The organism is Chitinophaga sp. CF418 (assembly GCF_900142925.1).
In the GTDB taxonomy this organism is placed as follows: Bacteria; Bacteroidota; Bacteroidia; order Chitinophagales; family Chitinophagaceae; genus Chitinophaga.
The window spans coordinates 455488-469233 of record NZ_FRCN01000001.1; the positions used below are offsets into that span (position 1 = coordinate 455488).

General features: G+C 45.9%; 10 protein-coding genes. 4 read left to right on the forward strand and 6 right to left on the reverse strand.

What is annotated here, in order from left to right:
- Positions 1-149 precede the first annotated feature (149 nt).
- The 4 genes from F3I09_RS01900 to F3I09_RS01915 form a co-directional block, all read right to left on the reverse strand.
- Complete coding sequence (locus F3I09_RS01900) at positions 150-896, reverse strand: DeoR/GlpR family DNA-binding transcription regulator (protein ID WP_149693345.1); 747 nt, start codon at positions 894-896, stop codon at positions 150-152.
- A 117-nt stretch (positions 897-1013) separates the two neighbouring features.
- Complete coding sequence (locus F3I09_RS01905; RefSeq protein WP_149693346.1) at positions 1014-2207, reverse strand: anhydro-N-acetylmuramic acid kinase; 1194 nt, start codon at positions 2205-2207, stop codon at positions 1014-1016.
- Entirely contained in the window at positions 2204-3022 is an 819-nt protein-coding gene (murQ, locus tag F3I09_RS01910; RefSeq protein ID WP_304487121.1) for an N-acetylmuramic acid 6-phosphate etherase, read from the reverse strand. The genes F3I09_RS01905 and murQ overlap by 4 nt, the downstream gene beginning before the upstream one ends.
- A gap of 9 nt (positions 3023-3031) precedes the next feature.
- On the reverse strand, positions 3032-4513 hold the full coding sequence (locus F3I09_RS01915) for a sodium:solute symporter (RefSeq protein WP_149693348.1): 1482 nt from the start codon (positions 4511-4513) through the stop codon (positions 3032-3034).
- Positions 4514-4661: 148 nt separating this feature from the next.
- Between F3I09_RS01915 and F3I09_RS01920 the strand changes: the two genes are divergently transcribed.
- Positions 4662-7109: a glycoside hydrolase family 9 protein gene (locus F3I09_RS01920; protein ID WP_149693349.1), complete on the forward strand. Its 2448-nt coding sequence runs from the start codon at positions 4662-4664 to the stop codon at positions 7107-7109.
- Here the strand turns inward: F3I09_RS01920 and F3I09_RS01925 are convergent.
- Complete coding sequence (locus tag F3I09_RS01925; protein WP_149693350.1) at positions 7102-8349, reverse strand: glutamate-5-semialdehyde dehydrogenase; 1248 nt, start codon at positions 8347-8349, stop codon at positions 7102-7104. The genes F3I09_RS01920 and F3I09_RS01925 overlap by 8 nt on opposite strands.
- Before the next feature lie 26 nt (positions 8350-8375).
- On the reverse strand, positions 8376-9410 hold the full coding sequence (gene proB, locus F3I09_RS01930) for a glutamate 5-kinase (RefSeq protein WP_149693351.1): 1035 nt from the start codon (positions 9408-9410) through the stop codon (positions 8376-8378).
- A gap of 151 nt (positions 9411-9561) precedes the next feature.
- Here proB and F3I09_RS01935 point away from each other — a divergent pair, with 151 nt between their 5' ends.
- The 3 genes from F3I09_RS01935 (at position 9562) to F3I09_RS01945 (ending at position 13692) form a co-directional block, all read left to right on the forward strand.
- Complete coding sequence (locus tag F3I09_RS01935) at positions 9562-11871, forward strand: GH92 family glycosyl hydrolase (protein ID WP_149693352.1); 2310 nt, start codon at positions 9562-9564, stop codon at positions 11869-11871.
- A gap of 99 nt (positions 11872-11970) precedes the next feature.
- Positions 11971-12474, forward strand: a complete 504-nt coding sequence (locus tag F3I09_RS01940; protein WP_149693353.1) for a hypothetical protein — start codon at positions 11971-11973, stop codon at positions 12472-12474.
- 756 nt (positions 12475-13230) lie between these two features.
- On the forward strand, positions 13231-13692 hold the full coding sequence (locus F3I09_RS01945) for a hypothetical protein (protein ID WP_149693354.1): 462 nt from the start codon (positions 13231-13233) through the stop codon (positions 13690-13692).
- Positions 13693-13746 lie beyond the last annotated feature (54 nt).

Consider the following 13746-nt stretch of genomic DNA (forward strand, 5'->3'; position numbering starts at 1 on the left):
TAAAGCGATAAATATTAGTATGGATATCCCTTGTCATCCGGGAATATCCGCAGTGAATAACTAATTGACTACAGGCTGGTTGATAAGCATGCGTTTACATATCACAATACATTCCCGTAATGTGGCGGGAACAGGTAATAGCTGTTTTATTATAAAATTTGAATGCCCTTCTTTTTATATGGCTGCAATTTTTTAGCATCAGGCGGCAGCTCAGTAATTAATATATCTATTTCATCCACATCACAGATCTTTAACTGTTCGGATGCATCTATCTTTTCTGAAATGGTCAATACCACTACTTTCTTCGCGGTGCTGATCATGGCTCTTTTTACCTGTACTACATCCCAGTCATTGTCGGTTAACCCATCTTCTACGTCAATAGCATTGTTTCCAAGGAAACACAGGTCGGCTTTGATCATTTTTATCTTTGAAATAGCCTCTCCACCTACTGTGATCTTTGATCCTTTGGATAGTTTATCACCTATCACGATCACTTCTATATTCGGGTGATTGGCATATTCAAAAGCAGCAGGGAGGCTAACGGTAATGAAAGTGGCCTGCAGTTCCCTTGGTAGCACGCGTGCCAGCTCTGCGATCGTAGTCCCCCCTGTAGTTAATACAAACATACCGTCGTGTATCAATTCGACGGCTTTTAAAGCTATGGTCTTTTTATCTTTTACCGCGTATACATCCTGTGATGCTATACCCTGATGAAATGAATTGGAAAGCGCGCCGCCGTGCACCTTTATGATCTTCCCCTCCTGTGCTAACTCTGCGAGGTCACGGCGAATGGTATCTTCCGATACCTGTATCTGTTCACTCAGATGGGAAGACAACACCTTGTTATGCAGGTTTACCTGGTGAAGTATGTATGCGTGACGTTCTTCCTTTAACATCTGGCAATGATTACTTTGGTTGAATATTAGATCAATTTCTGCAAAAAAACGCAGAAAACAAAATATAACCCGCACTTTCTTGCTGCTTTTAGCAGGATTGAAAGAAAGGATGCGGGTTTATGCAGGAAATGATAGTTTTCCCATAGTAATTGCCGGCATACCGGGTTTACCGAAATTGATGCCTTCTCCACAAACGGCTTCATTGGCGAGTATTGCAAACAGCACGGCTTCTTTAGCATCTCCTGCTATGCCTAATTCATCGGTGGTATGCAATTGCAGACGTGGTAACCTTTCCGTAATCAGGCCTGTCAGTAAAGGATTATGCGCTCCGCCGCCGCTTATGTATACTGCATAGTCTTTGTCTTCCTGCAATACACTTTTTAATGCATCCGCAATCGTATCTGCACTAAAATGAGTCAGCGTAGCCATGATATCATAAGGGGATAAACCCGTCGTATCACTACGCTCCTGTGCTGTTTTCACATATGCTTTACTGAATAACTCCGGACCTGTTGTACGAGGGAATGGCTCTTTGAAAAATGGATCATTCTTCAACGCTTTTAATAGAACTTCATTTACTGCACCCTGTTTAGCAAACAAGGCATCTTTATCATATTCTACCTGAAATAGCTCTCTTGCAAAAGCATCTAACAGTGTATTGCCCGGGCCTGTATCTGTTACAAACACGCCTGATGGATCAAGATTACCAGGCAGAAAAGTAAAGTTGGCAATACCGCCCATATTCAGCATGATCCTGTCTACTCCTCTTTGGGAGAACAGACAGTAATCTCCATATAAAGCGAGTGGCGCTCCTTCTCCACCCGCAGCAATATGTTTCTGTCTGAAGTCACTTAGGGTAATGATGCCGGTCTTTACCGCAATATGATCACCATCTACGATCTGCAAAGTAGCATTCGGGAAATCAGGCAGGCGATGTAATATCTTCGGACTGTGATAAACAGTCTGTCCGTGAGAGGCGATCAGGTCTACTTCTTCCGGAGTAACATTCCATTTTTGCAGGCACTCCAGTATCCATTGTGCATGCAGGTTTGCCAGCCATGGGTTCAGCAGACAAAGCTGTTGAAAAGAGATCGTATCCTTCGCAAACACTTTCCTGATCTCATCTTTCACAGCTACGGGATAAGGAACGGTATCAAAATGTTCCAATGTAACCTGAGTTTCCATTCCGCTACCGCTGATAGCACACAGTGCCACATCCAGGCCATCCAGTGATGTACCCGACATCAGGCCGATAATACGCCTTACAGGCTTTTGCGCAATTGTAAATAGATGTTGGAGATTTCTGTTCATGATTTTCTGCTTTCAATAGCTGCCCTTACACTTCCTTTTTCCGCTATCAGCTGACGGGCGGTGGCTTCATCTATATTCAGTTCACTCATCACCATCCGTGTAGCGCGGTCTACCAGCTTATGATTACTCAGTTGCATATCTACCATCTTATTTCCCTTCACTCTTCCTAACTGTATCATGATGGCAGTAGAGATCATATTCAGGATCAGTTTCTGTGCCGTACCTGATTTCATGCGGGTACTACCGGTAAGGAACTCGGCGCCCACTTCAGCTTCCACAGGATATTCCACCGCGGCGGCCAGGGGACTGCCTACATTACAGGTTACACAACCTGTCACAATACCTCTTTCCCGCATGGTTTTTACTCCTCCTATCACATAAGGCGTAGTACCCGATGCAGCGATGCCTATTACTACATCCTTATCGTTGATGTTAAAACTATCCAGGTCTTTCGCAGCCTGTTGCCTGTCGTCTTCTGCAAACTCCACTGCTTTACGAATGGCTTTGTCGCCTCCGGCGATAATACCTACTACCAGTTCATGCGGCACACCAAATGTAGGCGGGCATTCTGATGCATCGACGATACCCAGTCTTCCGCTGGTACCGGCGCCTATATAGAACAGGCGGCCTCCTTCCCTCATCTTCTCTACTGCTGCTGTTACCAGTTTCTCTATCTGGGGAATTGCCTTCGCTACTGCCTGTGGCACCGTAGCATCTTCACTGTTGATCCCTTCCAGCAGGGCGCGGACACTCATCTTCTCCAGGTCATTAAACCGGGAAGACATTTCAGTTGTAAGCATAGTTCTAACATTAATTTTTACAGATCAGGACAGCATTCCTTTTTTCTGAAAGTTCCCGGAACTCAGCCATAAACCGATGAACATAAACAATCCGTTAATGACAAGTAATTCCAGGCCTATTTTATAGTCTTTGAAAAGATATGTCTGAGTCATTTCCAGCAGATAACAGAGCGCAGGCGCTGCTAATGCAATGCCCGGCACCATGTCATCATTCACGGTACGTTTAGTCAGAATGCCGAAGGCAAATAATCCCAATAGAGGTCCGTATGTGTATGAGGCCACCTTCAGTATTACGGAGATCATACTCTGGCTGTCGATATGTTTAAATACCAATACTATCAGCAGGAATACAGCGGTAAAACCAAGGTGCACGATACGCCGGGTCTTTTTCTTTTCTTTCTCTGAGAGATCACTTCTTCGCTGAATGTTCAGGATATCGATACAGAAAGAAGAGGTCAGCGCTGTGATAGCACCATCGGCACTGGGAAATAATGCAGAGATAAGGGCTATGATAAAGATCACTGAAATAGCTGCCGGCATACGCTGGGCGTCCAGGGCCAGTGTAGGGAACAGCTTATCCGAAGCGGCAGTTACGCCAATGGTTTCAGCATACAGGTATAATAATCCACCGAGGAACAGGAACAAGAGTATCACCACACCAAAGATCAGGCTTAATGTCATCACGTTCTTCTGCGCATCCACCAGGCGTTTAACGGAAATATTCTTCTGCATCATCTCCTGGTCCATACCTGTCATGGTAATTGTAATAAAGGCCCCGCCGAGGATCTGTTTGAAGAAGAACAGAGGACTGTTCGGATCTGTGAAGAAGATCTGCGACATGCCTTTACTTCCCATTGCATGCAGGCTGCTGCCAATGTTCATGTCGAGGCGGTTCAGGATATACACAATACAAATGATGAGGCCCGCCAGCATACAGGTGGTCTGCAGGGTATCTGTGTACACGATCGTCTTCACGCCACCTTCAAAGGTATAGAGCAGGATCATCAGCAGGATGATCAGTGTGGTCAGCCAGAAAGGCACCTGGAACTGATCTTTAAATGCTTCTTCCAATAAATTCTGCAGGATGTTTACCACCAGGTACAACCTGGCAGTGGCGCCCAGGGTTCTTGATAATATAAAGAATGATGCGCCTGTTTTATATGACTTCGTCCCAAAGCGGGTACTGAAATAATTATAAATAGAGGTCAGTTGCAGCCGGTAATACAAAGGCAGCAGCACGAAGGCGATGACTACGTATCCCATCATATTCCCCAGCGCCACCTGAAAGTAACCGAAGGCAGTCTTACCCACATCTCCCGGTACACTCACAAAAGTGACGCCGCTGAGCGAGGTACCTATCATCCCAAAAGCCACCAGCATCCAGTTACTGTTACGGTTGCCTATAAAGAAAGACTCGTTGTTTGAATTACGGCCGGTATACCAGGCTACGATCAATAGGATAACGAAATACGCAATGACAATAGAAAACAAAAGGCCTGGTGTCATAACAAGGTAGAATTTCAATTGATTAAAACCGCATAAAAACGCATATTCACATTTCAATATAAACACAAAAACGCAAAAAACGCAGAATTGTATGCAGAAAAACGAATAAATTTATATTTTCACAGTACTCCACTAAAACCGCGTATATATGAAAAAGCTGTTCCTGCTGGTATTATCCGCATTTATCAGCCTTCCGCTTCTTGCAGACTGGATACGCATTAACCAGCTTGGTTATGCGCCGCATAGCAGCAAGGTGGCAGTATGGTGCAGTAAAGAACAAGATACATTAAAATATTTTGAACTGGTCAATGCCCGCACAGGCCAGGTAGTGTTCAAACACGCTACAGGCAGGGCTGCCGGTGCTTATGGGCCGTTCCGGCAAACCAGCAGACTGGATTTCTCATCCTTTACCTCGGCGGGGCAGTATTATTTACAGGCAGGTGGGGCGAAGTCACCGGTATTCGCCATTAGTGATACTGTATATAAAGGTACTGCCGACTTCTGCCTGCGGTATATGCGCCAGCAAAGGAATGGCTTCAACCCTTTTCTGAAAGATTCCTGCCATACGCATGACGGCTTCCCGGTATATGGGCCGGACAGCGTGTTTGTGCCGGTTTCGGGTGGATGGCATGATGCGTCCGACTATCTGCAATACATCACCACATCTGCCAATGCTACCTGGCATCTGCTGGCAGCATACCGTGACTTCCCAAACGTATTTACAGACTCACTACAGGCCAATGGACTGTCGGGCAAAAATGGAGTAGCTGATGTCCTAGATGAGGCGAAATGGGGTCTGGATTGGCTTATTAAAATGAATCCTCAGGACGACAGGATGTATAACCAGGTGGGAGATGACCGTGACCACCAGGGTATGCGCATTCCCCGGCAGGACACTAATTTCTATGGCCACGGACTGGAACGTCCTGTTTACTTCTGTACCAGCGAGCCACAAGGTTTGTTAAAGTATAAGAACCGCAGTACGGGTGTAGCCTCTACCGCCGGAAAGTTCAGCAGCTGCTTTGCATTGGGCACGCAGTTGTTTGCGGGTTTACAGCCATCTTATGCAGATACGCTGAAGCATAAGGCAAGAGCCGCTTACGAACTGGGCATTCAAAAACCAGGGGTCTGTCAGACCGCTCCGGGACGTTCTCCCTATTTCTATGAGGAAGACAACTGGACGGATGATATGGAACTGGCCGCGGCTTCCCTGGGAGGTTCCTATCTCCCTAATGCATGGAGCTTCGCACGACAGGAGCCTGTTACTCCCTGGCTCGGACAAGACACCGCCCGCCACTATCAATGGTATCCATTCGTCAATCCCGGTCACGCAGAACTGGCCAGGTTATCAAAAGGCGTACAAAGGGATACATTGATCCATTACTATAAAGAAGGTATTGACCGTGTATGGCGGAAGGCTTCGCAGAATGCTTTCTACCGGGGTATTCCTTTTATCTGGTGCAGCAATAATCTCACAGTAGCCTTTGCCATCCAATGTTACTGGTACAGGCAGCTGAGTGGCGACAACACTTATATACAACTGGAACAGGCCTGTTTTGACTGGATATTCGGCTGCAATCCATGGGGTACAGCGATGGTGTACGGCCTGCCGCAACATGGCGATACGCCTACCGATCCTCACTCATCCTTCACTCATCTGAAACAATACCCGATAGACGGCGGATTGGTGGACGGGCCTGTATACACCAATATCTTCAAAAACCTGATCGGCATACAACTGCAGGATGCTGACGAATATGCTGACTTCCAGAGCGACCTGGCGGTATATCACGATGACTACGGCGACTACAGCACCAACGAGCCTACCATGGATGGAACGGCAGTATTAATCTACCTGCTGGCGGCACAGGAAAACGCCGCCAGGCAAAAGGGTTATACCGTCACACAAGGCGGCATCACAAGAATGGACAGCACTAAAAAGGAAATTGCGCTGGTGTTTACAGGGGATGAATTTGGTGAAGGTTTAGCGCATATCACTAATGTATTGGGGCAACAGCAGGTAAAAGGTTCTTTTTTCTTTACAGGGAATTTCTATAGTAATACCCGATTTCAACCGCATATTAAAAAGCTATATGCCAATGGACATTACTTAGGTCCGCACTCAGACAAACATCTGTTATACTGCGACTGGCAGCAACGTGATAGTCTGCTCGTTTCACAACAGCAATTCACCACTGATATGCAGGCCAATCTTTCGAAGATGCAGCAGCTGGGTATCGATACAGCCAAAGTGCATACCTATATTCCACCTTATGAGTGGTGGAATAATGCTATTGCTGAATGGTCTGAAAAGATGGGATTACAGATCGTTTGTTTTACACCAGGTACCGGTAGTAATGCTGATTACACCTACCCCGGGATGGGAGCTTCCTATAAAAGCAGCGAGACGATCATCAAATCTATAAAAGCATTTGAAAAGAACAGACCGGGAAAACTGAACGGTGTTATTCTATTGATACACACGGGTACAGATGCCAGGAGAAAAGACAAGTTATACCTGCGCTTAGATGCATTGATAAAATATCTAAAACAACAAGGGTATCATTTTAAAAAGGTAGATGAGCTGGTTATCTAACCTGCCCATCTCCTCTTACAAACCATTTTTCAGTTACGAGTTTCTCTAATGCAAAAGGTCCTCTTGCATGTAATTTCTGCGTAGAGATGCCTATCTCTGCGCCTAATCCGAACACACCCCCGTCTGTAAATCTTGTGGAAGCATTCACATATACAGCAGCAGCATCCACTTCATTGAGGAAACGTTCACTGATTGTAGTATCCTTTGATATTATAGCTTCAGAATGTTTGGAAGAATATTCCTGAATATGCTGCAGGGCCTCATCTACACCATTCACCACTTTCACCGAACACTTGAAGTCCAGGAACTCACGTCCGAAATCAGCAGGTGTAGCGGGTATCAGGTAAGGATATTCCAGCGCATGTAGTATGTTGTACGATACTTCATCTGCAAATATCTCTACATCATAATCCCGCAGAGAATCAGCCAGCAGTCGCAGTAATCCGGGTGCAGCCGGTTCATCTACCAATACTGTATCCAGCGCATTACATACGGAAGGGCGGGATACTTTTGCATTAGTGATCACTTTACTGGCCATTTCAAGGTCCGCAGTCCTTTCCACATAGGTATGACAAACGCCGGCGCCAGTTTCGATCACGGGTACCTTGGAATTGGCACGCACATAATCGATCAGCTGCTGGGAACCGCGGGGAATGATAATATCAATGTACTTTACTGCTGTTAGCATTTCTCCGATCAGGGCTCTGTCTACCGGCAACAGCTGTACCGCGTTCACATCTACCTTAAACGCTTCCAGCACCTCTTTGATCAGCTTCACGAGAATAATGTTCGTATGGAAAGCGTCTGTGCCGCCACGCAATACGGCTACGTTACCGGATTTGATACACAGGGCTGCGACATCCAGGGTCACGTTCGGGCGGGATTCATATATTACGCCTACCACTCCCAGCGGAGCGGTGCGCTTCTGCAGCTGCAAACCATTGGCCAGTGTTCTTTCCAGCAGCAGCTGGTTAGCAGGGTCCGGTAAGTATGCTATATCTTTCAGACTGTCCGCCAGTTGCTGTATACGGCTGGCATTCAGTAATAACCTGTCTTTTTTCGGATCCTCGTCAGACATCTTGTCCAGGTCCTTTTTGTTTTCCGCCACAATATCAGCGGTATGCGCTACAATCCGGTCGGCCAGCTGCAGCAACAATTGCTGCTTATGCTCATCAGGCAGCGTCTTCACAGAACGTGTGGCTGCCTGCGCCTGCACCAGTAAAGGTTGTATGGATTCCATCTTCCGCTAGTTTTACTTTGTTTGTTTTATAACAGCACAATATCATCTGCATGTGCGATCTCCAGGTTCTGCGTTTTACCGTCTTCCGACAGCAGGTCAGAAGAAACCTTGGCACGTGCTACCGCGATCACATTATGTTCTTCGTCCACGATCTCAAATACCTCACCGCCCTCAAATCTTTCCAACACGGTCAAGACGCCGACAGCCAGCAAGCTACGTCTTTTCTGCAGAGCTGTCAGTGCACCCTCGTCTACCAGTACCCTACCGGTCACCAGGCTGCCACTGGCCAGCCATTTCTTACGGGCCGGCATACTGCACGGCTGCGGCAGGCATAAAGTACCTGTTTTCCCCACGATGGCATTCAGAATACCATCCGGGGTATGGATACCAAATATCACTACTTTGATGCCCATGCGGGTAGCCAGACGGGCAAAGGTCAGCTTGGACACCATTCCTCCCAGTCCAAGGTTGGATTTTTTCGTATCTGCCAATGACAGCACCGATTCATCAATAGCATCGATCTGCGGCACCACCTGACCTTCTCTGTTCAACACCCCACCTACCGAAGTGCTGAACAACAGCATGGAAGCACCGAAACCTACGGCTATCAGGGTAGCCAGTTCATCATTGTCGGAGAATTTCAGCTCCAGGTCACTCACCACGTCATTCTCATTGGCCACGGGTATTACGCCGCTGGCCCAGAGTTCTTCATATGTTTTTTTCAGCTGCAGGAACTGTGCCCTGTTACTGAAATGCCTGCGTTCACAAAGACTTTGCGCAATAGCAATGTCGTACGGGGCAAAATACCGGGCGTACTTGCTGAGCAACAAAGGGTTACCGATGGCTGCTGCCGCCTTACGCTCACTCATTGTGCCACCGTAATGTTTCAGGTACTTCTTACCTGCGGCAACCGCCCCTGACGATACCAATACGATATTATATTCTTCCTTCAGATCTGCCACCTGCCTGGCTATGGCGGCTACTATTGTTTCATCCAGCTCCCCGTTTTCATGTGTAATGGAAGCTGTCCCAAATTTTATTACTAATATCGGTTTTGTCACTGCTCGCTGAATTTGCCGACAAAATATTGAAAATGCACCATTTTTTCATTATTTACATTTCATTTAAAGTCTTTTACCCGGCTGTGACATCCTGTTTATACCGGAACTATTACTTTGCAAGGTTATCTAATCGTTAAAACACTTATTGACAATGGGCTCACGCTTGGCTACCCGTCTTTCTTTATTCACTGCATTTTCCATATGCACCCAGCTTTCCCTGCAGGCGCAGGACAAAAACCTGGTACAGTACGTAAAACCCATTATCGGTACAGAAAAAATGGGACATACCTATCCTGGCGCTACTGTTCCTTTTGGCATGGTGCAATTAAGCCCGGAAACAGATACGCTTCCTTATGAAATGAATGGACGTTACAATCCGGATGTCTATAAATACTGCGCAGGGTATCAGTATGTTGATAAAACCATTACGGGGTTCAGCCATACGCATTTCAGCGGCACCGGTCACTCCGACCTGGGAGATTTCCTGATCATGCCTACAACAGGTAAGTTGTACCTGAATCCCGGCACTGCCAGCAATCCTGAAAGCGGATACCGCTCCACTTTTTCACATGATAACGAAGTAGCCGAAGCGGATTACTATAAAGTAAAACTCGATAAATACAACATCACCGCTGAATTGACCACTACCAACAGGGTGGGATTTCATCAGTACACTTTTGCAGAGGCAACAGACCAGGCACATATTGTGTTCGATCTGATGGCCGGCATTTATAACTATGGTAATAAAAATGTGTGGACATTTGTAAGAGTGGAGAATGATACACTGGTAACAGGCTATCGTCAAACTAACGGATGGGCGCGTACGAGGATAGAATATTTTGCTATGTCCTTCTCCAAACCTATTTCACACTATGGCCATCAGAACTATGCCAATGATGTATACAGGGGTTTCTGGCGCAAATTTGATGTAGCACACGATTTCCCTGAAATGGCGGGCCGTAATATCAGAGCCTGGTTCGACTTCAAAGTGCAGGCAGGAGAAAAGATCAAGATCAAGTTTGCACTGTCTTCTGTAAGTACGGAAGGCGCACTGGCCAACCTGCGTGCTGAAATACCGGGATGGGATTTCGAAAAGGTAAAACAGGACGGACAGGCACAGTGGAATAAAGAACTGCATAAGATCACCGCACAGCTGAACAGCGACGATGAGATGATCAACTTCTATACTGCCATGTATCATGCGTTCCTGAGCCCAACTACTTATATGGACATTGATGGCAGCTACCGTGGCCTGGACCAGAACAATCACAAAGCAGCGGGTTTCACCAACTATACTACTTTCTCCCTGTGGGATACTTACAGGGCATTACATCCTCTGTTCAACGTAATACAGCCTAAACGTAATGCCGACATGATCCAGTCAATGCTGGCGCACTACGATCAAAGCGTACAGCATATGTTACCGGTATGGTCACACTACGCCAATGAGAACTGGTGTATGATCGGTTATCACAGCGTATCCCTCATTGCAGATGCGATCATTAAAGGAAATGCACCTTTTGATGCAGAAAAGGCCCTGGCAGCATGTGTAACTACAGCCAGACACCGCACTTATGATGGTCTGGGCTATTACATAGACAAAGGTTATGTACCCGAAGATAAAAACGGATCTTCTGTATCCAAGACGCTGGAGTATGCCTATGATGACTGGTGTATAGCGCAGATCGCGAAGAAACTGGGCAAACAGGATATCTATGACGAATTCATCAAACGTTCCCAGAACTACCGCAATGTGTATGATGCGAGTATCGGTTATATGCGTCCGCGTTTGAACGACGGCACTTTCCGTGCAGCATTCGATCCGTTAAAAACAGATAACCAGGGCTTTATTGAAGGGAATGCGTGGAACTACAGCCTGTATGTGCCACAATATCCTGCAGAACTGATTGCGCTCAACGGTGGCAAGAAGAGGTTCTCCGGTCATCTGGACAGCCTGTTCACCATGCACCTGCCGGACGAGTTCTTTGCTGAGACTGAAGATATTTCCCGCGATGGTATTATCGGCAACTATGTACATGGTAATGAACCATCTCATCATGTGGCTTACCTCTACAACTGGACAGGCGAGCCATGGAAGACACAGGAAAGGGTGCGTATGATCCTGAAGAAGATGTACCATCCTGGTGCAGATGGTCTGGGAGGTAATGACGATTGTGGCCAGATGAGCGCCTGGTATATATTCACCTCTCTTGGTTTTTATCCGGTGTGTCCTGGTTCTGACCAGTATATACTGGGAAGTCCTGCGGTAAAGGAAGCCACTATCCAGCTGGAGAACGGCAAGACTTTCACTGTGGAAGCGCCTGGTCAGAGTGACAAAAATGTATACGTGCAGAAAGTAACGCTGAACGGACAGCCTGTGCTGACGAACAGTATCAGCCATGCAGACATCATGAAAGGGGGCCGTCTGGTGTTCCAGATGGGAGCGAAACCGAAGAAATAATACCCTTCTGCATAGAAAAAGAGGGATGGATACGGAGGCAAGTCCTCTCATCCATCCCTCTTACTTTTTGCGTAAATTTATATATACTAACCCGTATATATGAAAGCAATCCCACATCAACACAGCTTCAGGTTCCACAACCTGGGCATTGGTGATATACAGCTGGGCAAAAAGCCGGAACAGATACCCGGCATGCTACCTTTTCCCTCCTATACCGGTAAGAATAATTTCCTGGTTTATCCTGATGCCGCTCATTATCATGCATTTAACGGAGCTGCCAGGGGCACTATTGAGAAAGATGACCCGGGCATTGACCTCCGGCACCTGTTCACCGGCGTCAACGAAGATGGGTTTATTAACCGCATATTTCTTTATCCACAGGAAGCCAATGAGCAACTGGCATGGCGATTAAGTCAGTTATACGGCGAGCCGTTTACGGGGAGGGTGCCATCAGGTGTACAAAACACCTGGATCACAGAGAGTGAAACGGAGGTAACGTTATTCAATCCGGTGGCTAACCAAACCGCCTATACGGTCATTTCATTCCGCTTTTTTTATGACTTTTCAGCATTGAAGGAATATATCATTGAAGGTAGAACGTAGTTAGTTTATGAAAAAGAAAAGGCCTGCTAAAAAGCAGGCCAGTTATGGTACTTTGGGGGGGACAATACAATTAGGGTTTTCAAAGGGTACAATATTTTAAATCAGCATTCAGGCTTAATTGCCTTCTCAATATTAGAGAAAATAAAGTTCTGGAAGTTGTCATTAAAAGCGTATACGCGACATGTGAATGCTCACTTTGAGATACCTGTTACAACACGAAAACGAATGCCAATAGAGCAAAATGCCTGTGAGTCATGCCGATAGAGCATTTCAAAGAGATAAATACCTGATAAACAGCAATTCCTATACGGGTAATTGGGGAGAAAAAACCGGCAATGAATCAAGAGGAAATGTATAATGATGTAAATCTAAACTGCGTAAATCACGGTAAATAGGAAACCGGTATTTCACGGTATCCGGCAGACCGATTTTCAAGCCATATATAGTATGTACCCGATTTTGAGGTTAATCGCCCGGAAAAAGCAATTCTTATATGTGATTTTTTTTCACCACCGATATTATCCGGTAAATTTACACCGTTATTAACGCATAATTTTCTTCATATTTATACAAAAAAAAGGAATAAATACACGGATTTTATATTATAGAAAATTACATATAACTTGAGCCAAAAGTAATTATAAATTTCCTATGTTTGTAATGTTGTGATTATCATAAACTTACAATGATTTTCCCATGCTTTAAAACCTAGTTTTAGGTTGTTAATGAGATTGATAAACCTAAATACAATATCTTATGTCAGCCGCTAAAACCATGAAAGTAGGTCAGTTCGTAGACAACAAGCACGTCACTATGCTGCGCGAAAATTATACAGAGAAGAGATGGAAAGCGAATTCTGAGCGTCTTGGCAAACCCGATTCTCTGAGCGTATGGTATAGCCTGGACGAACTGAAACAATACATCGCTACCGCTGAAGAAGCTGGAGCTGACGGCATCAGGGTTTATTTCGGGGTATACCCTTCTGTTTTTCCGGAAAACATTTTATTGCAGGATAAACAAACTATCGTTTTTGTGGCTACAAGACAGAAATCCAGTGAAACCGGTAAAACCGAAAACAAAGACATGTATGTTTCCACACCGAGAGGGCCAGAAATGGTGGCATTCAACTTTGGATTGCCCTGCCCTCCCGGCTGTGTAGGCGACCCCTACAAGAAAAGCGTTTGTGAAACTGTAGAGCTTCAGCCTGCGAACCGATAGCGTTTCCCCATCCTCATAAATCAAGTTCTAAGCTGCCGGATGGTATCCGGCAGC